The 22492-nt window shown below is 67.8% G+C and carries 22 protein-coding genes; 6 read left to right on the top strand and 16 right to left on the bottom strand.

Annotation, left to right across the window (positions count from 1 at the left end):
- Positions 1-3 precede the first annotated feature (3 nt).
- From AC1D2O_RS12885 to AC1D2O_RS12895, 3 genes are all read left to right on the top strand, one after another.
- Entirely contained in the window at positions 4-3165 is a 3162-nt protein-coding gene (locus AC1D2O_RS12885) for an efflux RND transporter permease subunit (protein WP_478157136.1), read from the top strand.
- Complete coding sequence (locus AC1D2O_RS12890; protein ID WP_478157138.1) at positions 3158-4567, top strand: efflux transporter outer membrane subunit; 1410 nt, start codon at positions 3158-3160, stop codon at positions 4565-4567. The genes AC1D2O_RS12885 and AC1D2O_RS12890 overlap by 8 nt, the downstream gene beginning before the upstream one ends.
- Positions 4568-4666: 99 nt before the next feature.
- Positions 4667-5275, top strand: a complete 609-nt coding sequence (locus AC1D2O_RS12895; RefSeq protein ID WP_478089755.1) for a c-type cytochrome — start codon at positions 4667-4669, stop codon at positions 5273-5275.
- Positions 5276-5347: 72 nt separating this feature from the next.
- Here the strand turns inward: AC1D2O_RS12895 and AC1D2O_RS12900 are convergent, their stop codons facing one another.
- From AC1D2O_RS12900 to AC1D2O_RS12915, 4 genes are all read right to left on the bottom strand, one after another.
- A complete protein-coding gene (locus AC1D2O_RS12900) occupies positions 5348-5893 on the bottom strand; it encodes a DUF2946 family protein (protein WP_478089754.1) in 546 nt (181 codons plus the stop codon).
- Positions 5894-6020: 127 nt separating this feature from the next.
- A complete protein-coding gene (locus AC1D2O_RS12905; RefSeq protein ID WP_478089753.1) occupies positions 6021-6992 on the bottom strand; it encodes a YheT family hydrolase in 972 nt (323 codons plus the stop codon).
- A 3-nt stretch (positions 6993-6995) separates the two neighbouring features.
- The gene (locus tag AC1D2O_RS12910) at positions 6996-7448 is read right to left on the bottom strand and encodes a YybH family protein (RefSeq protein WP_478089752.1); all 453 of its coding nucleotides are present in this window, start codon (positions 7446-7448) and stop codon (positions 6996-6998) included.
- 52 nt (positions 7449-7500) lie between these two features.
- Positions 7501-8265, bottom strand: coding sequence for a hypothetical protein (locus tag AC1D2O_RS12915; protein WP_478089751.1), 765 nt, complete (start codon positions 8263-8265; stop codon positions 7501-7503).
- Between the two features lie 45 nt (positions 8266-8310).
- Between AC1D2O_RS12915 and AC1D2O_RS12920 the strand changes: the two genes are divergently transcribed.
- The 3 genes from AC1D2O_RS12920 to AC1D2O_RS12930 are packed head-to-tail and all read left to right on the top strand — an operon-like array spanning position 8311 to position 10404.
- Positions 8311-8907, top strand: a complete 597-nt coding sequence (locus tag AC1D2O_RS12920; RefSeq protein WP_478089750.1) for a LemA family protein — start codon at positions 8311-8313, stop codon at positions 8905-8907.
- A 16-nt stretch (positions 8908-8923) separates the two neighbouring features.
- The gene (locus AC1D2O_RS12925; protein ID WP_478089749.1) at positions 8924-9847 is read left to right on the top strand and encodes a TPM domain-containing protein; all 924 of its coding nucleotides are present in this window, start codon (positions 8924-8926) and stop codon (positions 9845-9847) included.
- Between the two features lie 2 nt (positions 9848-9849).
- Entirely contained in the window at positions 9850-10404 is a 555-nt protein-coding gene (locus AC1D2O_RS12930; RefSeq protein ID WP_478089748.1) for a TPM domain-containing protein, read from the top strand.
- Between the two features lie 59 nt (positions 10405-10463).
- Here AC1D2O_RS12930 and AC1D2O_RS12935 read toward each other — a convergent pair whose 3' ends face one another.
- From AC1D2O_RS12935 to atpE, 12 genes are all read right to left on the bottom strand, one after another.
- On the bottom strand, positions 10464-11630 hold the full coding sequence (locus tag AC1D2O_RS12935; protein WP_478089747.1) for a Gfo/Idh/MocA family protein: 1167 nt from the start codon (positions 11628-11630) through the stop codon (positions 10464-10466).
- 134 nt (positions 11631-11764) lie between these two features.
- The gene (locus AC1D2O_RS12940; protein WP_478089746.1) at positions 11765-12727 is read right to left on the bottom strand and encodes a substrate-binding domain-containing protein; all 963 of its coding nucleotides are present in this window, start codon (positions 12725-12727) and stop codon (positions 11765-11767) included.
- A 53-nt stretch (positions 12728-12780) separates the two neighbouring features.
- Entirely contained in the window at positions 12781-13794 is a 1014-nt protein-coding gene (locus AC1D2O_RS12945) for an ABC transporter permease (protein WP_478089745.1), read from the bottom strand.
- A complete protein-coding gene (locus AC1D2O_RS12950; RefSeq protein ID WP_478089744.1) occupies positions 13772-15265 on the bottom strand; it encodes a sugar ABC transporter ATP-binding protein in 1494 nt (497 codons plus the stop codon). The genes AC1D2O_RS12945 and AC1D2O_RS12950 overlap by 23 nt, the downstream gene beginning before the upstream one ends.
- Positions 15262-16434, bottom strand: coding sequence for an ROK family protein (locus AC1D2O_RS12955; protein ID WP_478157156.1), 1173 nt, complete (start codon positions 16432-16434; stop codon positions 15262-15264). The genes AC1D2O_RS12950 and AC1D2O_RS12955 overlap by 4 nt, the downstream gene beginning before the upstream one ends.
- 300 nt (positions 16435-16734) lie before the next feature.
- A complete protein-coding gene (locus tag AC1D2O_RS12960; protein ID WP_478089743.1) occupies positions 16735-17154 on the bottom strand; it encodes a F0F1 ATP synthase subunit epsilon in 420 nt (139 codons plus the stop codon).
- Positions 17155-17163: 9 nt separating this feature from the next.
- Positions 17164-18579, bottom strand: coding sequence for a F0F1 ATP synthase subunit beta (gene atpD, locus AC1D2O_RS12965; RefSeq protein WP_478089742.1), 1416 nt, complete (start codon positions 18577-18579; stop codon positions 17164-17166).
- Positions 18580-18622: 43 nt separating this feature from the next.
- The gene (atpG, locus tag AC1D2O_RS12970; RefSeq protein ID WP_478157140.1) at positions 18623-19498 is read right to left on the bottom strand and encodes a F0F1 ATP synthase subunit gamma; all 876 of its coding nucleotides are present in this window, start codon (positions 19496-19498) and stop codon (positions 18623-18625) included.
- 24 nt (positions 19499-19522) lie between these two features.
- Complete coding sequence (atpA, locus tag AC1D2O_RS12975) at positions 19523-21076, bottom strand: F0F1 ATP synthase subunit alpha (protein ID WP_478093360.1); 1554 nt, start codon at positions 21074-21076, stop codon at positions 19523-19525.
- Positions 21077-21114: 38 nt separating this feature from the next.
- Positions 21115-21645: a F0F1 ATP synthase subunit delta gene (locus AC1D2O_RS12980; protein ID WP_478093362.1), complete on the bottom strand. Its 531-nt coding sequence runs from the start codon at positions 21643-21645 to the stop codon at positions 21115-21117.
- Between the two features lie 7 nt (positions 21646-21652).
- Positions 21653-22123, bottom strand: a complete 471-nt coding sequence (locus AC1D2O_RS12985; protein WP_442281892.1) for a F0F1 ATP synthase subunit B — start codon at positions 22121-22123, stop codon at positions 21653-21655.
- 80 nt (positions 22124-22203) lie between these two features.
- The gene (gene atpE / locus AC1D2O_RS12990) at positions 22204-22467 is read right to left on the bottom strand and encodes a F0F1 ATP synthase subunit C (protein WP_019657641.1); all 264 of its coding nucleotides are present in this window, start codon (positions 22465-22467) and stop codon (positions 22204-22206) included.
- Positions 22468-22492: the final 25 nt, after the last annotated feature.

Below are 22492 nucleotides of genomic sequence, written 5' to 3' on the forward strand. Positions count from 1 at the left end.
CGCATGGCCAAGTTTTTCATCGACCGTCCGATCTTCGCGTGGGTGATCGCACTGTTCATCCTCGTGGTGGGCGGCGTGGCGATCACGCAGCTGCCGATCGCCCAGTACCCGCCGGTGGCCCCGCCGGCCATCGTCATCAACGCCGCCTACCCCGGTGCATCCGCCCAGACGCTGGAGGACAGCGTGCTGTCCGTCATCGAGCGCGAGATGAACGGCTCGCCCGGCATGATCTACATGGAGTCGGTGGCACAGGCCGACGGCACCGGTTCGATCACGATCAGCTTCGCCCCCGGCACCGACCCCGAGTTGGCGCAGGTGGACGTGCAGAACCGGCTCTCGCGCGCCACGCCACGCCTGCCTGCCGCGGTGACGCAGCAGGGGGTGCGGGTCGACAAGTCGAACAACAACTTCCTGCTGTTCACGATCCTGTCATCCGACAACCCGGCCCTCGATCCGATCGCCCTCGGCGACTACGCGGCACGCAACATCGTGCCCGAACTGCAGCGCGTGCGCGGCATCGGCCAGGCCCAGCTCTTCGGCACCGAACGTGCCATGCGGATCTGGATCGACCCGGCCAAGATGCATGGCTTCAATCTGTCGTCGGCGGACATCACGGCGGCGATCCGGGCGCAGAACGCGCAGGTGGCCTCGGGCACCATCGGCGACCTGCCGAACGTGGGCGGCCAGGCGATCGCGGCCACGGTGGTGGTCAACGGCCAGCTCAGCAACGTCGAGCAGTTCGGCAACATCGTGCTGCGCGCCAACACCGACGGCTCGGCCGTGCGGCTGCGCGACGTCGCCCGCGTCGAGCTGGGCGGCCAGGCCTACGCGACCTCGGCGCGCCTGAACGGCGAGCCCGCAGTGGGCATCGGCGTCCAGTTGGCGCCGAGCGGCAACGCGCTCGAATCCGCCAAGCTGATACGCGCCAAGATGGAAGAGCTCTCGCACTTCTTCCCGCAGGGCGTGAAATGGGACATCCCCTACGACAGCTCGCGCTTCGTGAAGATCTCGATCTCGCAGGTGGCCGAGACCCTGGTCGAGGCCGTGGTGCTGGTGTTCCTGGTGATGTTCCTGTTCCTGCAGAACTGGCGCTACACGATCATCCCGACCATCGTGGTGCCGATCGCGCTGCTGGGCACCTTCGGGGTGCTGCTGGCGCTCGGCTTCTCGATCAACGTGCTGACCATGTTCGGCATGGTGCTGGTGATCGGCATCGTGGTGGACGATGCGATCGTGGTGGTCGAGAACGTCGAGCGCATCATGAGCGAGGAAGGGCTTTCACCGCTGGAAGCCACGCGCAAGGCGATGAAGCAGATCTCGGGCGCCATCATCGGCGTGACCGTGGTGCTGATCTCGGTGTTCGTGCCGCTGGCCTTCTTCGCCGGCTCGACCGGCAACATCTACCGCCAGTTCTCGGCCGTGATGGTGGCGGCGATCAGCTTCTCGGCCTTCATGGCGCTGTCGCTCACGCCGGCGCTGTGCGCCACGCTGCTCAAGCCGGTGGAAGCCGGCCATCACCACGCCAAGACCGGCTTCTTCGGCTGGTTCAACCGCGGTTTTTCGCGCACCGCCAAGGGCTACGAGAGCCTGGTGTCGCGCATCCTGCGCCGCGCGACGCGCTACCTCGTGATCTACGCGGCGATCATCGGCGCGGTGGTGTCCGCCTACATGCGGGTTCCAACGTCGTTCCTGCCGCAGGAAGACCAGGGCAACATCATCGTCAACGTGCAGCTGCCGCCGGGCGCGACCCAGGAGCGCACGCTCGACGTGATGAAAAAGGTCGAGGGCTTCATCCTCAAGCAGCCCGAAGTGCAGAGCATGGTGGGCGTGCTGGGCTTCAGCTTCTCGGGCCAGGGCCAGAACGCAGGCCTGGCCTTCGTGACGCTCAAGGACTGGGACAAGCGCAAGGAAGCCGGCCAGTCGGCCGAAGCGCTGGCCGGTCGCGCCTTCGGAGCGCTGTCGGGCGTGCGCGATGCCTTCATCTACCCGCTGAGCCCGCCGCCCATTCCCGAGCTGGGCAACGCCAGCGGCGTGACCTTCCGCCTGCAGGACCGCGCCGGCGCGGGCCACGAGGCGCTGGTGAATGCCCGCAACCAGCTGCTCGGCATGGCAGCCCAGAGCAAGATCCTGACGCAGACGCGCCCCGACGGCCTGGAGGACGCGCCGCAGCTGCAGATCGATATCGACCGCGACAAGGCGAATGCGCTGGGCGTGACCTTCGACGCGATCAACACGACGCTGTCGACCGCGCTGGGCTCGAGCTACGTGAACGACTTCCCGAACCGGGGCCGCCTGCAGCGCGTGGTGGTGCAGGCCGATGCGCCGGCGCGGATGCAGCCGGAAGACCTGCTCAAGCTGAACGCGCTCAACGCGCAGGGCAAGCCGGTGCCTTTGTCGACCTTCGCGAGCACGCGCTGGATCACGGGCGCGCAACAGACCGTGCGCTACAACGGCTACCCGGCGATGCGCATCAGCGCCAGCACGGCGCCGGGCTACAGCACCGGGGCGGCGATGGCAGAGATGGAGAAACTTGCCTCGCAACTGCCGGCCGGCTTCGGCTACGAATGGACCGGCCAGTCGCGGGAAGAAAAGCTCGCCGGCTCGCAGGCCATCATCCTGTATGGCTTCGCGATCCTGGCGGTGTTCCTGTGCCTGGCCGCGCTGTACGAGAGCTGGACGATCCCGCTGGCGGTGATCCTGGTGGTGCCGCTGGGCGTGCTGGGCGTGCTGCTGGCGACCATGCTGCGGTCCTATTCGAACGACGTGTACTTCCAGGTCGGGCTGATCACGATCATCGGCCTGTCGGCGAAGAACGCGATCCTGATCATCGAATTCGCGAAGGACCTGCAGGCCCAGGGCAAGGGAGTGGTCGAATCGGCGCTCGCCGCCGCCCACCTGCGGTTCCGGCCGATCATCATGACCTCCCTGGCCTTCGGCCTCGGCGTGCTGCCGCTGGCACTGGCCTCCGGCGCCGGCTCGGCGAGCCAGCGCGCCATCGGCACCGGCGTGCTGGGCGGCATGTTCACGGGCACGGCGCTGGCCGTGCTGTTCGTGCCGGTGTTCTTCGTGGTCGTGCGCACCTTCTTCAAGGGCAGCGAACGTCAACACGAGGCCGACAAGCGCCATGCGCAGGCCGCCGGCATCGAGGAAGAAAAACATGACTAAGCAATTCATATCCACGGCTCTCGCAGGCGCTGCCGCGCTGATGCTGGCGGGCTGCTCGCTGATCCCGACCTACGAGCGCCCGGCGGCGCCGGTGCCGGCCACCTTCCCCAACGCGGCGGCGGCGCCGACCGCGGCCGGCCAGCCACTGGCCTCGACCATCGCGTGGCAGGACTACTTCACCGATCCGCGGCTGGGCAAGCTGATCGACACCGCGCTCGCGAACAACCGCGACCTGCAGGTGGCGATCCTCAACATCGAGCAGGCGCGGGCCCAGTTCCAGATCACCCGCTCGGCGCTGTTCCCGACGCTCAACGCGACGGCCGGCGGCTCGCGCCAGAGCCCCTCGCTCATCGGCCCGGGCGTGGCATCGAGCTACTCGGTCGGCCTGGGTGTCACGGCCTGGGAGCTCGACTTCTTCGGCCGCGTGTCCAGCCTCAAGGACTCCGCGCTGGCGCAGTACCTGGCCACCGAGGAAGCCCGCAAGGCGACCCAGATCAGCCTGGTGGCCGCCGTGGCCAACGGCTGGCTGGCCGTGCTCGGCGACGACGAGGCGCTGGACATCACGCGCCGCACCATGGTCACGCGCGACGACTCGCTCAAGCTCACCAAGCTGCGCTTCGACAACGGCGTGGCCTCGGAGATCGACTATCGCTTCGCCGAAGCGCAGGCCGAGACCGCGCGCGCGACCTACGCCCAGCAGCAGCGGCTGCGGATGCAGGACGAGAACGCGCTGGCCCAGCTCATCGGCGCACCGGTACCGCCGGAGACCATCGCCGGCAGCCCCGAGGGGCTGCAGGCGCTGGCGCCGATGCAGGAACTGCCGGCCGGCCTGCCCTCCGAGCTGCTGACCGAGCGGCCCGACATCCGCGCGGCCGAGCAGCAGCTGATCGCGGCCAATGCCAACATCGGTGCCGCACGCGCCGCCTTCTTCCCGCGCGTGACGCTGACCACCTCGATCGGCACGGCGAGCACCGAGTTCTCCGGCCTGTTCGACAGCGGTTCGAAGGCCTGGGCCTTCGCGCCGCAGATCACGCTGCCGATCTTCGACGCCGGCCGCAACCAGGCCAACCTGGATTCGGCCCGCGCCGGCCAGAAGATCGCGGTGGCGCAGTACGAGAAGTCGATCCAGTCGGCATTCCGCGAGGTGGCCGACGCGCTCGCGGGCCGCGCGACCTACGACGACGAGCTGCGCGCCCTGGTGGCCCAGTCCAAGGCCGAGGAGGTGCGCTTCCAGTTGTCCGACATGCGCTACCGCGGCGGCGTGGCCAGCGGGCTCGACCTGCTGGACGCCCAGCGCTCGCTCTTCACCTCGCAACTCGCGACCGCCCAGGTGCGGCAGGCACGGCTGCAGAACCAGGTCGTGCTCTACAAGACCCTGGGCGGCGGCTGGGCCACCAAGTGACGACCCGGGCCCCTGCGGGCCCGGCCCGGACGGCCGGGCCCGGGGGGCTCTCTATAATCCGCGGTTGATCCAAAAAAAGCCCCCGATACTGAGGACGCAATGAGCGACGCACCGCACAACCAGGCCGCAGAAGAAGCCCACACCGGCCCGATCAAGAATCCGAAGCAGCTCCTGCTCGCGGTATTTTTCTCCTTCATCGTTCCGATCCTGATCATCGTCGGCCTGGTCTCGTTCGTCGTGTCCGGCACGCACCCCTCGGGTTCGGAGCAGGGCGAAGGCATGTCGCTCTACGGTGTTTCCAAGGACGTGCGCGATCGCGACATCGCCGATCGTCTCAAGAAGGTCGGCTCGATCGAGATCCGCGACACCAATCGCCCGCTCGCCACCGGCGAAGCCGTGTTCAAGGCCCAGTGCATCGCCTGCCACGGCGCTCCGGGCATCCCGGGCGCTCCGCACCAGGGCGATGCCGCGGCCTGGGGCCCTCGCATCGGCCAGGGCTACGCCACGCTGCTGGAGCACGCGCTCAAGGGCAAGGGCGCGATGCCGGCGCAAGGCGGCGGCGACTTCGAGGACACCGAGATCGGCCGCGCGGTGGTCTTCCTGGCCAACGCCGGCGGTGCCGCGTTCCCGGTGCCCGAACGGGCGGCCGCAGCAGCCCCCGAAGGCACGGCGGCGGCCGATGCGGCCCCAGCGGCGGCTGGCAAGTAGTTCGCATCTCACCTCTCAGCAAAAAGCCCGCGCGATGCGGGCTTTTTTGCGTTCTGCGAGCGGCGTTTCCGCTCAGGGCGGCGGCGTCGGATGCGCCGGCTGGCCCGCCGCCGGGCTCAGCACGTGCCCGAAACGGGCCGGAAGATCCTCGGCGCGGACGCTCTCAGGCACCCAGCGCCCCTGATCGATGGCCTCGGCCGCCAAGCCGACGTCCTGCGTGTGGACCAGGCCCAGTCCGATGTCGGCGACCAGATACAACTTGCCGGCGTCGTCGAGCAGGCAGGCCGTGGGTTCGATCGGCCGGCCGCTGTGAGACGTGACCGAGAAGTCCTCGGCCACGCGCCAGATCCACGGCGCGGCCTCGAGTTCGACATACACCCGCTGCGGCCCATTCTGGAAGAACCACTGGCCCTGCTCGTCGTGCTCGTAGTTGCGCTGGATGAAGTCGATCAGCTTGTCGTGGCGCAATTGCGAGCCCTTGGCCTGCACGAACGGCCCCATGGCCTGCGTGCCGTCATCGCGCATGAACCAGTTGCCACGCGCATCCAGCCCGAGCCAGCCGTAGCAGTGCGGCACGTTGGGCCATTTGGCCAAGGCCTGTTTGACGATGTCGTCCATAAAACATATTTTGCTCCCAGGCGACGCGGACTTCTACGTGGGCCGCCGCGGAACCGGCTCTGCCGGGCCGCCGGGGGCGCCCCCTGAAAGGGGGTGGGCGGCTACACGCAGTGAGCCAACCTGGGGGTTAGCTCAGCTTCAACCAGTTGACCACTCGCTCGGGCATGGCGCGGACATGGCCGGGGGGCGCGCCGAACGGAAAGCCCACGTGGCCGCCGTGGACGGGCTGCCACAGCGTCACGTGGCTGCCGACATCTTCCTGGCGCGGCAGGCTGGCCCCCGGCACGAAGGGGTCGTTGACCGCATTCACTGCCAGCGCCGGAATCCGGATCCGGTGCAGGTGCGGCTTGGCCGAGCCGCGGTGCCAGTAGTCGTCGGTGTCGCGGAAGCCGTGCAGCGGCGCGGTGAACACGTCGTCGAAGGCATAGAGATCGCGGGCCGCGAGCAGCTTCTCGCGGTCGAACAGGCCTGGATGCTGGGCCAGCTTGGCCAGCGCCTTGGGCTTCATGGTCGACAGGAACATGCGCGTGTAGACCAGCCGGTTGAAGCCGCGGCCGATCGCGGCGCCGCCGGCCGCCAGGTCCAGCGGCGCCGAGATCGAGGCCACCGCGCTCACCAGCTTCGAGGCTTCGCTGCCGGCCTCCTCGGCCCAGCGCAACAGCGCGTTGCCTCCGAGCGAAATGCCGGTCGCCCGCATGGGTTGCGCGGGGTCCAGCTGCTCCCGCAGCCGCGCAAGGATCCAGCCGATCTCCTCGAAGTCGCCCGAGTGGTAGGCCCGCGGCGCCAGGTTGAGCTCGCCGCTGCAGCCGCGGAAATGCGGCACGGCGTAGTCCCAGCCCTGCGCGTGCGCGAAGGCCCCGAAGACTTCCGCGTAGTGGCTGCGCGACGACCCTTCGAGGCCGTGGAACAGCACCAGCAGCGGCCGCGGTCCCGCCACGGCGGCATCCAGGAAGTCGACATCGATGAAGTCGCCGTCGGGCGTGGTCCAGCGCTCGCGCCGATAGTCGGGCAGCGGCACCTCGGCGCGCCGGGCATACAGCGCGGGCCAGATGGTTTGCAGGTTGCCGCCGGGCAGCCAGCGTGGCGCGACGTATTGCATGGTTCAGTGCAGCGTCTGCGGCACCTCGCCGGCATCGCCGGGCTCGTGCGCGCTGCCGGGGCTCGCGTGGTGCGCGACCATGCGCCAGCCCTGCGCGGTGCGGTGGTACACGTTGGTGGCCAGCACGAAGGCATGGCGCGGCCCCTCGGCCGTCAGCACCTCGATGCGCTCCAGCACGTTGTGGACCGCGCTGGCGAGCGACTCGACCTTGCGCACGCGCGCCGGCGTGGCCTGGATCGTGCCGTTGCCGAACATGTGCTCGAAGGCGGCGCGGATCGCCTCCGCCCCGACCAGCCTCGGGCCGCCGGGATGGACGCAGAAAACCTCTTCCTCGTCGGCCCAGCAGTTCATCAGGGCGTCGACGTCGCCGCGCTGCAGCGCTTCGTAGAAAGCGGCCTCGACGTCGTCGGCGGTGCCGCCGATGGCGTTGGCGCGGAGTTTGGCTTTGGTGGACATGGGTGGTGCTGCCGGAAGTAGCGATTTTGCCTCGGTCGCGTGACCGCCGTGTTCAGGGAGGCGCAGCCACCCAGCCTTCCACGACCGCACGCAATTCGCCTTGGGCGGCCCGCCACACCAGCTCGGGCGCGGCCACGTGCACGCCGGGCGGGGCGAGGCGCAGAGCGATGTCGATCAGTTCGGCCACCTTGGACGCCCGCACCGGCTGCTCGCTGGGCGGCACCATGAAGCGGGCGATCGACAGCATCCAGGCCGCCAGCCGCTCGCCCGGGTTCGCGAAGCGGACCGGCGCCGGCTTGCGCGCCGAGCGCACCAGCAGCACGCGCTCGAAGCCCAGCGCCACCACGCCCTGCTCGTCGAGGTTGGCCAGTCCGTGCTTCAAGGCCTCCGGCAGCCGGCCCTGGTCGTGCGGCAGGACCACCGCCAGCGTCTGCACGCCGCAGGCGCGCAACCAGCCCGCCAAGGCCGGCAATTGCGCGGGCTCGGGGGTCCACAGCGCGCGCTCGCGGTCGTAGTAGAGCCGCGGCGGCTCGAACAGCACCAGCGCGGTGTCGGCCCTGACCAGCGGCCATTGCGCGATCGGCAGCGCCGGCGTCAGCACGGTCTCGACGCCGCGCAGGCCGTCGCGGATCGGCTCGCGCGCCAGCACGATGGTGTGGTCGAAGCGATGGCGGCCGGCCAGCCGGCGCACCAGCTCGTGGCCGAGCGCGCCGGTCGCGCCGGCGATCAGCAGCGTGCCCTTCGGCGGGCCGCCGTCCGAGCCCGGCACCGGCCTGCGGTGCGCGGCCTGCAGGGCCTGGAGAGGATCGATCGCCATCCATCTATGCTACCTTTGCCGACTTCGCACAGAGAGGGTTCGGACATGTTGAAACGCTGGCTTCTGATCATCGTCGCGGCGCTGTCGCTCACGGGCTGCGGCTACAACGACTTCCAGCGGCTCGACGAGGCCAGCAAGTCGGCCTGGAGCGAGGTGCTCAACCAGTACCAGCGGCGCGCCGACCTGGTGCCCAACATCGTGGCCACGGTCAAGGGCGAGGCCAACTTCGAGCAGGAGACGCTGACCCGCGTGATCGAGGCGCGCGCCAAGGCGACCTCGATCCAGGTCTCGCCCGAGACGCTCAACAATCCCGAGGCCTTCAATCGCTTCCAGCAGGCGCAGGGCGAGCTGTCGGGCGCGCTGTCGCGCCTGATGGCGGTGTCCGAGCAGTATCCGAACCTGAAGGCCAACCAGGCCTTCCGCGACCTGCGCGTGACGCTCGAAGGCACCGAGAACCGCATCACGGTGGCGCGCAACCGCTTCATCCAGACGGTCCAGGAGTACAACGTGCTGGCCCGCAGCTTCCCGACCAACCTGACGGCCAAGGTGATGGGCTACGCGCCCAAGCCCAACTTCACGGTGCAGAACGAAGCCCAGATCTCGACGCCGCCGACGGTCGATTTCAGCGCGCCGAAGAAGTAGGCGACGCGCCCCCCTCATGACAGCTGTCCGCATCCGGCAGGCGCTGACGGCCCTCTTCCTGATGGCGGTGGCGCTGTTCGGCGCCCAGGCGCAGGGCCTGCTGCCGGTGCCCGCGCTGAACGCGCGCGTGATCGACCAGACGGGCACGCTGAGCGCGGCCCAGCGCAGCGCGCTCGACGCCAAGCTGCAGGACTTCGAGCAGAAGAAAGGCTCGCAGATCGTGGTGCTGATGGTCGCGACCACCCAGCCCGAGGACATCGCGAGCTACGCCAACCGGGTCGGCAATGCCTGGAAGATCGGCCGCAAGGCGGTCGGCGACGGCATCCTCGTGGTGGTGGCCAAGGACGACCGCAAGATGCGCATCGAGGTCGCGAAGACCCTCGAAGGCGCAGTGCCGGACCTTGCTGCCGCGCACATCATCGACGAGGCCATGAAGCCTCGCTTCCGGCAGAACGATTTCGCGGGCGGCCTCGACGCGGCGGTCGACCAGCTCATGGCGCGCGTCAATGGCGAGGCGCTGCCCGAGGTCGATGCGCGCGGCGGCGACTTCGGCGACGGCCAGGGCTCCGGCCGCGGCTTCGACTGGCAGGACCTCGGCATCTTCCTGTTCGCCGCGGTGCTGGTGGGCGGCCCGATCGCGCGCCGCATCCTCGGCAAGATCCCGGGCTCGCTGGCGCTGGGCGGCCTGACCGGCGTCGTGGTGATGGTGCTCACATCGAGCCTCGTGATCGCGGTGCTGGCCGGACTGGGCGCCCTGCTCTTCACGCTGCTGTCGATGGCCTTCGGTGCCGGCCCGTCCATCGGCCGCCGGGGCGGTGGCGGTTTCGGCGGCGGCGGCTGGGGCGGCGGTTCGTCTTCGGGCGGCGGCGGCGGTGGAGGCGGCTTCAGCTCCGGCGGCGGCGGCGATTTCGGCGGCGGCGGCGCCTCGGGAGACTGGTAGCCATGGCATCGCCCTCTTCTTCTTCATCTTCTTCATCCTCCCCCTCGCTGTTCGCGCGCCTGGGCCGCCTGTGGCGCCACCGCTGGACCGACGAGGCCGACGTGCGCCGCGCGCTGCCGGCCGAGCTGCTCGAGCGCCTGACGCGCCGCGTGGCGGCCAGCGAGCGGCGCCACAGCGGCGAGATCCGCATCTGCGTCGAGGCCGGCCTGCCGCTGTCCTACCTGTGGCGCGGCGCACCGGCGCGCGAGCGCGCGATCATGCTGTTCGGCAAGCTGCGCGTGTGGGACACCGAGCACAACAACGGGGTCCTGATCTATCTGCTGCTGGCCGAGCACGCGATCGAAATCGTCGCCGACCGCGGCATCGATGCCCGCGTCGACGCCGAGCAGTGGGCCGCGATGGCCCAGCGCATGGGCGCCGCCTTCCGCGAGGGGCGCTTCGAGGACGGGCTGACGCAGGCGCTCGAAGAGGTCTCGGCCCTGCTGGTGGCGCACTTTCCGCTGGCCGAAGGGCAGGCGGATCGCAATGAGCTGCCGGATGCGCCGGTGGTGCTGTAGGGGCCTGCGAATCCTGCACGTCCAGCCGCCGGCGATTCACCGCATGCGCCGCGTCGAGGCTACCAGCCTGTCCACTTGAGCGCGCTGGCCGCCGAGGCCACGGTGCGTTCGATGAAACGCACGCCGCGCGCGCCCTCTTCCACGCGCGGATAGTCGGCGGCAAGCGGATCGGCGGGCCGGCCTTCGAGCCGGGCGCGGATGTCCGCCGCGATTCCGCCATACACATTGGCGAAGGCCTCGATGAAGCCTTCCGGATGCCCGCTGGGCAGCCGGCTCGCGCGCCGCGCCGATTCGCAGAGCCACGGCGAGCCGCGCGTGAGGATGCGCTTCGGGCCGTCGTGTGGCAGATGCGTCAGCTCGCTCGGCTGCTCCTGCCGCCAAACGAGCGTGCCGAGCGTGCCCGAGACGCGCAGTCGCAAGTCGTTCTCCAGGCCGGTGTTGATCTGCGACGCGACCAGCACGCCGCGCGCGCCGCCGCGAAAACGCAGCAGCAGGCTGCCGTCGTCGTCCAGCGGACGGCCCGGCACCAGCGAACTCAAGTCGGCGCAGAGGCTCTCGATCTCGAGTCCCGTGACGGTTGCCACCAGGTTCTCGGCATGCGAGCCGATGTCGCCGATGGCGCCGGCCGCGCCGCTCTTCGCGGGGTCGCTGCGCCAGGCCGCCTGCTTGTTGCCTTCGCCCTCGAGTCGCGTCGCGAGCCAGCCCTGGTTGTATTCGACCACCACCTTGCGGATCTCGCCGATGTCGCCCGAGCGCACCATCTCGCGCGCCTGGCGGACCATCGGGTAGCCGGTGTAGTTGTAGGTGACGCCGAACACCGTGCCCTGCTTCGCCACCGCTGCGACCAGCGCATCGGCCTGTTCGCGCGTGTGCACCATCGGCTTGTCGCAAACCACATGGAAGCCGGCCTCGACGAAGGCTTGGGCCACCGGAAAGTGGACGTGATTCGGCGTCACGATCGAGACGAAGTCGATGCGCTCTCCGGCCGGCCGCTGCAGTTCATCGGCGAGCAGTTCGCGCCAGTCGCCGTGGTTGCGATCGTCCGCCAGGAACAGGTCGCGCCCCGAGGCCAGGGCCTTCTCGGCGCTCGAAGACAGCGCGCCGGCCACCAGCTCGATCTGGCCGTCGAGCGCGATCGCCTTGCGGTGCACCGCGCCGATGAAGGCGTCGCGCCCGCCGCCGACCATCGCGTAGCGCAGCCTGCGTGAAAAAGTGTCGTGTGTCATGCAGTTTCAAGCGCCGCGAAGCGCGCCCTTGGTGGAACACCGAGGAACCGGCTTTGCCGGGCCTCTGGTGTTGCCCCCGGTAGGGGGTGGGCGCCCGGACACGAAGTGCCGGGCAACCTGGGGGCGAGCAACAGTCAGAAAGGCGAATCGGGGTGGTAGAAGGATTTCGCGTTGTCCTTCGTGATCAAGACCGAAGGAATGATCGTGGTCGCCGGCAGCTTCTCGCCCTTCAGCCGCGCCTCGGCCGTGAGCTTGATCGCGTCATAGATGAATTTCGGCGAGTAGCTCACGTCGGCCTGGATCCGCGGGTCCTTGCCGTCCATGATCGTCTTGACCATGCCCTTGGCGCCCGCGCCCCCGAACACCAGCAGGATGTCGTCGCGCTTGGCCTGCTCGATGGCCTTCAGCACGCCCACCGCCATGTCGTCGTCGGCGGCCCAGATGGCGTCGATCTTCTTGAAGCGCGTCAGGTAGTCCTGCGTGACCTTGAAGGCATCGTCGCGGTTCCAGTTGGCGTACTTGGCATCCAGTAGCTTGATGTCCGGGTAGTTCTTGAGCACGCTGTTGAAGGCGTCCATGCGCTCGTTGTCCAGCGTGGTGGCGATGCCGCGCAGCGCCACGACATTGCCCTTGCCGCCCAGCTTCTTCGCGATGTACTCGGCCGGTATCTTGCCGAAGGCGGTGTTGTCGCCGGCGACGTACGCGTCCTGGGCGCTGGTGTCGGTGAGGCCGCGGTCGACCACCGTGACGTAGGTGCCCTTGGCCTTGACCTGGGCCACCGGCTTGGTGAGCGCGGCCGACTCGAACGGGAAGATCACGAGCGCGTTGATCTTGCTCACGGTCGACAGATCCTGCAGCTGGTTCGCCTGCTCGGGCGCGTTGGCCGCGGTCTTGATCGTGATCTTCAGGTCCTTGTGCTCTTTCTCGAGGTCCTTCTTGGCCTGGTTGGCCCAGTAGTTGATGCCGCCCATGAAGCTGTGCGTGGCCGCCGGGATCGACACGCCGAGGTTGACCGGCTCGGCGGCCAGGGCCGGGAGGGCCGCGAAGCTCGCGGCGGCGACGGCGCTCAGCGCCAGGCGTCGGGTGACGGATTTCATGCTTCTTGTCTCCTGTGGTGAATGAACTTGAACGAACGAGAAACGGTTGCGGCCTAGCGCCGGCCGCGCTGAAGAAACGCCACGACGATGATCACGATGCCCTGCACCGCGGCGTTGAGGTACACGCTGATGATGCTGGTGAGGTTCAGGATGTTGCTGATGACCGAAAGCAGGATCGCGCCGATCACCGTGCCGGTGATGCTGCCCGCGCCGCCCTTGAGCGCGGTGCCGCCGACGATCACGGCCGCGATCGCCTCCAGCTCCCACAGCAGGCCGGTGGTCGGCGAGGCCGAACCCAGCCGCGGCACGTAGAGCAGCGTCGCGATGCCGACGCAGACGCCGAGCAGCACGTAGGTCATGATCTTCACGTGGTCGACCCCGACCGCGGCATAGCGCGCCACCTGCTCGTTGGAACCGATGGCCTGCACGTAGCGGCCATAGGCGGTGCGGTTGAGGATCAGGCCGCCGATCACCGCCACGACGAAGAACACCCACACCGGCACCGGGATGCCCAGCAGGCTCGCGTAATACACCGGCGCATAGAGGTCCGACAGCTCGTTGTCGAGCGTCAGCGCGCCGCCGTCGGCGAAGTAGGTCAGGTAGGCACGGAAGATGCCGAGCGTGCCGAGCGTCACGATGAAGGGCTCGATCCGGCCCTTGGTGATCAGCAGGCCGTGCGCGAGGCCGAACACCCCGCCGAGCAGCACCGCGAGCAGAGCGCCCAGCAACACCGCCAGCAGCGGCGATCCGAGCGCCGGGGCCATCGCGTTGATGAACATGATCACGCAACCCGCGATCAGCGCCGCCATCGAGCCGACCGACAGGTCGATGCCGCCCGAGATGATCACGAAGCACATGCCGACCGCGATGATGCCGATGAAGGCGGTGCGGGTGAGCACGTTCATGGCGTTGTCGAGCGTGGCGAAGTCGCCGTTGAGCAAAGTGCCCGCGATGCACAGCAGCACCAGCCCGATGACCGGGCCGAAGCCGTGCAGGCGCTCGGTCCAGCGCGGGCGGGTGACCGGGCGGTGCGCGGCCTGGGCGCTAGGAAGCGGTTCCGGTGGCATGAGCGATCAAGTCCTCTTCGGTCAGATGTTCGGCATCGAGCGTGGTGACCAGGCGGCCCGCGCGCATCACAGCGACGCGGTGGCACAGGCCGATCAGTTCCATCAGCTCGGAAGAGACGACGATCACGGCCAGCCCCTGGCGGGCCAGGCGCTGGATCAGGAAATAGATGTCGCGCTTGGCGCCGACGTCGACGCCTCGCGTGGGCTCGTCGAGCACCACCACTTTCGGTTGCGGCTGGAGCACCTTGGCCAGCGCCAGCTTCTGCTGGTTGCCGCCCGACAGCGACGAGGCGCGCGCATCGAGGTCGCCGGTGCGGATGCCGTAGTCCTTCACGGCTTCGGCCAGCGCAGCGCGCTCGGCGTCGGGCTTCAGCCACGGCTGCGCATAGCGTTCGAGCGCCATCAGCGTGAGGTTCTGGCGCAGTCCGAGATTCACGTGCAGGCCCTTGCCTTTGCGGTCCTCGCTCAGGTAGGTCAGGCCGTGCCTCGCGGCGTCGCGCGGGTTGCGGAAGCTGCGCGCCCGGCCTTCGATCTCGACCGTGCCGCTCGCGGGGCGCAGCCCGAGCAGGCCTTCGAAGAGCTCCGTCCGGCCGGCACCGACGAGCCCGGCGAAACCGAGGATCTCGCCCGGACGCACCTCGAAGCTCGCGTTCTGCGCCCAGCCGGGCACGGAGAAATCCCGCACCTTCATGGCCGGCGCCGCCGCCGCGACGACCGCATCGCGCGGCGGATAGAGGTCCGCGAGTTCGCGCCCGACCATCAGGTTCGCCATCTGGTGGCGCGTGACCTCGGAGGTGGGCGACCGGGCCACGAAGCGGCCGTCGCGCATCACGATCACCTCGTCGGTCACTTGCTCGACCTCGTCGAGCTTGTGCGAGATGTAGACGATGGTCACGCCGTCGGCGCGCAGCTGCGCGATCAGCTTGAACAGGCGCTCGGTCTCGCCGGGCGTCAGCGTGGCGGTCGGCTCGTCCATGATCAGCAGCCGCGCGTGGCGCGAAATGGCCTTGGCGATCTCGACCAGCTGCTTCTCGGCCACGATCAGCCGCCGCACCTTGGTGGCCGGGTCGATCTCGAGCCCGACTTCGGCCAGCGCACTGGCCGCATCGCGCTCCATCGCAACGTCGTCGAGCAGCCAGCCCTTCTTCTTCTCGTGGCCGAGGAAGATGTTCTGCGCCACCGTGAGGTCTTCGGCGAGATTGAACTCCTGGTGGATCAGCACGATGCCCAGCGCCTCGGCCTCGCGCGAACTGGCGAACTGCTGCGGCTCGCCGTTCACCTTCAACGTGCCGCCGGTCAGCGACTCGTAGCCCGCAAGCATCTTCATCAGCGTGGACTTGCCGGCGCCGTTCTCGCCCAGCAGGCCGTAGACGCGGCCCGGTGCGAGCGAGAAGCTCACGCCATGCAGCACCTCCACCGGGCCGAAGGCCTTCAAGACGTTGTCGAACTCGACCGCGACGGAACTCTTCATGATGGCGCCACCCCGCGCACTTTGAGCGTCTCCTGCATGGCGAGCACGCCGGCGCCGATCAAGCCGGCCTGCGCACCCAGCGGCGTGTACTGGATCTCCAGGTGCCGCGTCGACAGCGCCAGCGAGCGCTGGTAGACACTTTGCCGCACGGCGGCGAGGAACAGCGGCCCGATGCGCGTGATGCCGCCGCCGATGAACACGTGCGACGGATTGAAGAAGTTCACGATCGACGCCAGCATCTGGCCGATCAGGCTGCCGGCGCGTTGCACGATGGCATTGGCGGCAGCGTCGCCGGCACGGCTGGCCTGGCCGACGTCGACGGCCTCGATGCGGCCCTGCACCCGCAGGCACTCGGCCAGCGCGGCGCTCTCGCCGGCTTCGGCGGCCTGCACCGCCATCCGCGTGATCGCCGGGCCGGCCGCCATCGCCTCGACGCAGCCCAGGTTGCCGCAGTGGCAGCGCGGGCCCTCCTGGTCGACGCAGATGTGGCCGACGTCGCCCGCCGATCCGGCGGCGCCGCGGTACACCTCGCCGTGGCAGACGATGCCGCAGCCGATGCCGGTGCCGACCTTGATGACCAGGAAATTGGAAAGCGACCGCTTCAGCCGCCAGAGCTCGCCGAGCGCCATCAGGTTGACGTCGTTGTCGACGAACACCGGCGCGGCGTAGTCCTCGCGCAGGTAGTCCCGGATCGAGAAGCTGTCCCAGGCCGGCATCAGCGGCGGGTTCACCAGCTGCCCGATGTCGAAGTTGACCGGGCCCGGCACCCCGATGCCGATGCCGAGCACCTGCCTGGCCTCGAAGCCGACCCGGGCGAGCAGGTCGCGCACCAGCACGCGCACGCGCGCCAGCACCACGCCCGGACCTTCGCGCACATCGGCCGCTTCCGCGTGATGCGCAAGCACCTGGAGGTCGAGTCCGAGCACCGCGACGTCGAGGCTGGTGGCGCCGATGTCGACGCCCACCACGACACCGAGGCCGGCATGCAGCCGGAGGTTTTCGGGCCGGCGTCCGCCGGACGATCGCTGCAGGCCCGCTTCGGCGAGCAGGCCCTGCTCGACCAGGCCGGCGATCAATGAATTGGCCTTGCTCTTGGAGAAGCCGAGTTGCTCGGCGATGCCATGGCGCGACCCGCCGGCCGACCAGAAGGTGGTCTCCAGCAGAAGCATCTCGTCCGCGGTCAATCGGCTCCAGGGGGCCAAGTGCGTGTCTCCGTCATTGTTCTTCGGCGCTGCCGGCCTGTGAGCCATGCAGCGAAGCGAATACTAGAGCCGGCGCTTAAGCCCAACAAGTCTGAACTTCGGCCAAATGAAGGCCGAAGCTCAGTCTCAGCGGTTCCCAAAAAGCAAAAGCCGCCCGAAGGCGGCTTTCTTTTCCAGAAACACCGCAGAACCGGCTTTGCCGGGCCGCTGGTGTTGCCCCCGGTAGGGGGTGGGCGGCTACACGAAGTGAGCCAACCTGGGGGCGAGCTATTTTTTCTGGCGGTACTTGCGCAGCGCTGCCAGCTGAGCAGCCATCACCGTCAGTTCCGACTGAGCCAGCGCGATGTCGATGTCGGTCTTGGCGTTCTTCAGCGCTTCCTCGGCCGCGGTCTTGGCGGCGTTGGCCTTCTCGTCATCGAGGTCCTTGCCGCGGATCGCGGTGTCGGACAGCACGGTCACCGTGGTGGGCTGCACTTCGAGAATGCCACCGGCCACGAAGACGAATTCCTCGCCGCCGTCGGCCGTTTCGATGCGCACCGCGCCGGGGCGGATGCGCGTGATCAGCGGCGTGTGGCGCGGGTAGATGCCGAGCTCGCCGGCTTCGCCGGGCAGAGCAACGAACTTGGCCTCGCCCGAGAAGATCGACTCCTCGGCGCTGACCACGCTGACGTGAATGGTGCCTGCCATGGGGATTCCTTAAGCGACCTTCTTGGCCTTTTCGAACGCTTCGTCGATGCTGCCCACCATGTAGAACGCTTGTTCCGGCAGGTGATCGCATTCGCCGGCGATGATCATCTTGAAGCCGCGGATGGTCTCGGCCAGCGGCACGTACTTGCCGGGCGAGCCGGTGAACACTTCAGCGACGTGGAAGGGCTGCGACAGGAAGCGCTGGATCTTCCGTGCGCGGGCCACGGCCAGCTTGTCGTCGGGGGCCAGTTCGTCCATGCCCAGAATGGCGATGATGTCGCGCAGTTCCTTGTAGCGCTGCAGCGTGCCTTGCACGGCGCGGGCCACTTCGTAGTGCTCCTCGCCGACGACCAGCGGGTCGAGCTGGCGCGAGGACGAGTCGAGCGGGTCGATGGCCGGGTAGATACCGAGCGAGGCGATGTCGCGCGACAGCACCACGGTGGAGTCCAGGTGGGCGAAGGTGGTGGCGGGCGACGGGTCGGTCAAGTCGTCGGCGGGGACGTACACGGCCTGGATCGAGGTGATCGAGCCGACCTTGGTCGACGTGATCCGCTCCTGCAGGCGGCCCATTTCCTCGGCCAGCGTGGGCTGGTAGCCCACGGCGGAAGGCATCCGGCCCAGCAGTGCCGACACTTCGGTACCGGCCAGCGTGAAGCGGTAGATGTTGTCGACGAAGAACAGGACGTCGCGGCCTTCGTCGCGGAACGACTCGGCGATGGTCAGGCCGGTCAGCGCCACGCGCAGACGGTTGCCCGGGGGCTCGTTCATCTGGCCGTAGACCATGGCCACCTTGGACTCGCCGAGGTTCTCCAGGTTCACGACGCCGGAGTCGGCCATCTCGTGATAGAAGTCGTTGCCTTCGCGGGTGCGCTCACCGACGCCGGCGAACACGGACAGGCCCGAGTGCGCCTTGGCGATGTTGTTGATGAGCTCCATCATGTTCACGGTCTTGCCGACGCCGGCGCCGCCGAACAGGCCCACCTTGCCGCCCTTGGCGAACGGGCAGACCAGGTCGATCACCTTGATGCCGGTTTCGAGCAGGTCCTGCGAGGGCGAGAGTTCGTCGTAGGCCGGGGCCTTGCGGTGGATCGAGGCGGTCAGCGCCTGGTCGACCGGGCCACGCTCGTCGATCGGCGCGCCGAGCACGTCCATGATGCGGCCCAGCGTCGCCTTGCCCACCGGCACGGTGATCGGGGCTTGCGTGTTGGTCACGATCAGGCCGCGGCGCAGGCCGTCGGAAGAACCGAGCGCAATCGTGCGAACCACGCCGTCGCCGAGCTGCTGCTGCACTTCGAGGGTCAGTGCGCTGCCTTCGAACTTGAGCGCGTCGTAGATCTTCGGCATCTTGTCGCGCGGGAATTCCACGTCGACCACGGCGCCGATACATTGAACGATCTTGCCTTGAACTGCTTCTGCTTGAGCCATGTCTGCTCCGATAAAAATTTAAATCTGTTGAGGGCCGAAAGGCTCAGACGCCGGCGGCCGCCGCGGCGCCCGAGACGATTTCCGACAGCTCTTTGGTGATGCCTGCCTGGCGAGTCTTGTTGTAGACCAGCTTGAGTTCGTCGATCACGTTGCCCGCGTTGTCGGTCGCGGCCTTCATGGCCACCATCCGGGCCGAGTGCTCGGACGCCATGTTCTCGGCCACGGCCTGGTACACCAGCGATTCGACATAGCGCACCAGCAGCTCGTCGATCACGCTCTGCGCATCGGGTTCGTAGATGTAGTCCCACGAGTGATGGCCCGACTCGGTGCGCAGCGTGTCAGCGGCCAGCGGCAGCAATTGCTCCACCACCGGCTCTTGCTTGATGGTGTTGATGAACTTGGTGTAGCAGAGATGCACGGCCGAGATCTTGCCTTCGGCGTAGGCGTCGAGCAGCGCCTTGACCGGCCCGATGAGCTTGTCGAGGTGCGGCGTGTCGCCGAGCTGCGTGACGTGCGAGACGACACGGGCGCCGATGCGGTTCAGGAAGCCCAGGCCCTTGCTGCCAATGGCGACCGAGTCGATCGCCTGGCCGGCGCCTTGCGCCTCGCGCATCTTGGCGGTCACGGCGCGCAGCAGGTTGGTGTTCAAGCCGCCGCACAGGCCCTTGTCGCTGGTCACGACGATGAACCCGATCGCCTTGGCCTCGCTCGTCTTCATGAAGGCGTGCGTGTATTCCGGATTCGCCTGGCCGAGGTTGGCCGCGATGTCGCGGATCTTCTCGCTGTAGGGGCGGGCCGCGCGCATGCGTTCCTGCGCCTTGCGCATCTTGGAAACCGAGACCATTTCCATGGCCTTGGTGATCTTCCTGGTGTTCTCCACCGATTTGATCTTGCCGCGGATTTCCTTACCAGCTGCCATGAGCGTTCCTTCCTTGGTCGTCGATCAGGCGAACGACTTCTTGAACGCGGCAACCGCCGTGTTCAGTTCGGCTTCCGAATCCTTGTCGAGCGCCTTGGACTGCTCGATCTTCTCGAGCAGCGCGCCATGGCTGGACTTCAGGAACTGGTGCAGGCCGTGTTCGAAGGACAGGATCTTCTTGATCTCGATGTCGTCCATGTAGCCCTTGTTGACCGCGAACAGCGAGGCCCCCATCAGCGAGATGGGCAGCGGGCTGTACTGGGCCTGCTTGAGCAGTTCGGTGACGCGCGCGCCGCGGTCGAGCTGCTTGCGGGTCGCTTCGTCGAGGTCGGAGGCGAACTGCGCGAACGCAGCCAGTTCACGGTACTGCGCCAGGTCGGTACGGATACCGCCCGACTGGCCCTTGACGATCTTCGTCTGTGCCGACGAACCCACGCGCGACACCGAGATACCGGCGTTGATGGCGGGGCGGATACCGGCATTGAACAGGTTGGTTTCCAGGAAGATCTGGCCGTCGGTGATCGAGATCACGTTGGTCGGCACGAAGGCGGACACGTCGCCGGCCTGCGTCTCGATGATCGGCAGCGCGGTCAGCGAGCCGGTCTTGCCCTTGACTTCACCCTTGGTGAAGGCTTCGACGTAGTCGGCGTTGACGCGGGCTGCGCGTTCGAGCAGGCGGCTGTGGAGATAGAACACGTCGCCGGGGTAGGCTTCGCGGCCTGGCGGACGGCGCAGCAGCAGCGAGACCTGGCGGTAGGCCACGGCTTGCTTGGACAGGTCGTCATAGACGATCAGCGCATCTTGCCCGCGGTCGCGGAAGTACTCGCCCATCGTGCAGCCCGAGTAGGCGCTGACGTATTGCATGGCGGCCGATTCCGAAGCGGAGGCGGCGACCACGATCGTGTATTCCATCGCGCCGGCTTGTTCCAGCGAACGCACCACGTTCTTGATCGACGAAGCCTTCTGGCCGATCGCGACGTAGACGCAGGTCATGTTCTGACCCTTCTGGTTGATGATCGCGTCGATCGCCACGGCGGTCTTGCCGGTCTGGCGGTCGCCGATGATCAGCTCGCGCTGGCCACGGCCGATCGGCACCATCGAGTCGATGGCCTTCAGGCCGGTCTGCATGGGCTGGTCGACCGACTGGCGGGCGATCACGCCCGGGGCGACCTTTTCGATCACGTCGGTCATCTTGGCGTTGACCGGACCCTTGCCGTCGATCGGCTGGCCCAGTGCGTTGACCACGCGGCCGATGAGTTCGGGGCCGACCGGCACTTCCAGGATGCGGCCCGTGCACTTGACGGTGTCGCCTTCGGAGATGTGCTCGTACTCGCCCAGGATCACGGCGCCGACCGAGTCGCGCTCGAGGTTCAGCGCGAGGCCGAACGACGGCGTGCCGTCGGCCGACGGCGGGAACTCGAGCATTTCGCCCTGCATCGCATCCGACAGGCCGTGCACGCGCACGATGCCGTCGGTCACCGACACCACGGTGCCTTCGTTGCGGATGTTCGCGCTGACGCCGAGGCCCTCGATGCGGCTCTTGATCAGTTCGGAAATTTCTGCGGGATTGAGTTGCATGACTCTTTCCTTCTTTCTTTGTAAGGGGCTGGCGGCCTTCAGGCTGCCAGCGCAACTTTCATTTGTTCAAGGCGCGCTTTGACGGAGGTGTCGAGCACTTCGTCACCGACCACCACACGAATGCCGCCGATCAGCGACGGGTCCTGCTGGACCGTGAACTGCAGCTTGCGGCCGAAACGCTTTTCGAGCGCGGCGGAGATGTTGCCCAGGGCGGCGCCGTCGATCGGGAAGGCGCTGTACACCACGGCGTCCGACGTGCCGCTCTGCGCGCTGGCCAGCACGCGGAACTGCCTGGCGATCTCGGGCAGCGCGGTGAAGCGGCCGTTCTCGAGCAGCGCCATCAGGAAGTTGTTCGCGTGCGGCGGCAACGGCGAACCGTGCGCGCTGGCGACAACACCGAGCACCTGCTCGGGCGTGGCCTTGGGGTTGTCCGCGAACTGGAGCAACTCGGGATTGGCGGCGATGGCGGCGACGTTGTCGAGCCAGGCGCCGGTTCCGGCGAGGTCCGACGAGGACGCCTGGAACAGCGCTTCGGCGTAGGGACGTGCGATGGTGGCGAGTTCGGCCATGGCGTGATCAGAGTTCGGTCTGCAGGCGGGCCAGCAAATCGGCGTGGACGGCCGGATTCACTTCCTTGCGCAGGATCTGCTCGGCGCCCTTGACGGCCAGCGCGGCGACTTGCTCGCGCAGGGCCTCGCGCGCCTTCACGGCTTGCTGCTCGGCTTCGACACGGGCGGCCGCAACGATCTTGTTGCCCTCTTCCGTGGCGCGGCCCTTGGCCTCTTCAACGATGGCCTGCGCACGACGTTCGGCATCGGCAAGACGCTGGGCGGATTCGTTGCGCGCCTGGCCAAGTTCGACTTCCACGCGCTTGTTGGCGGCGGACAGTTCGCTCTTGGCACGGTCGGCGGCGGCGAGGCCATCGGCGATCTTCTGGGCACGATCGTCCAACGCCTTGGCGATCGGCGGCCACACAAACTTCATCGTGAACCCGACAAGAATCAGGAACACGATCATCTGGACGATCAGGGTACCGGTAATGCTCACTTTTCACCCTCTCTTTGGGAATGAATCCGAGGCCATTCAGCGCAGAACGACATGGGTTCGACGAGAAAGCCTGGACCCGATTACTTCGGCAGGTTGGCGATTTGCGAGAGGAACGGGTTGGCCGTTGCGAACCACAGCGCGATACCGGTACCGATAATGAACGCGGCGTCGATCAGACCAGCCAGCAGGAACATCTTGGTTTGCAGTTCGCCCATCAGCTCGGGTTGACGCGCAGCCGACTCGAGGTACTTGCTGCCCATGATGCCGATGCCGATACATGCGCCGACAGCGCCCAGACCGATGATCAGGCCGGCGGCCAATGCGACAAAGCTGATAACTTCCATGATGACTCCTAGAGGACTTTGGTTG

The organism is Variovorax sp. P1_G12 (assembly GCF_056405555.1).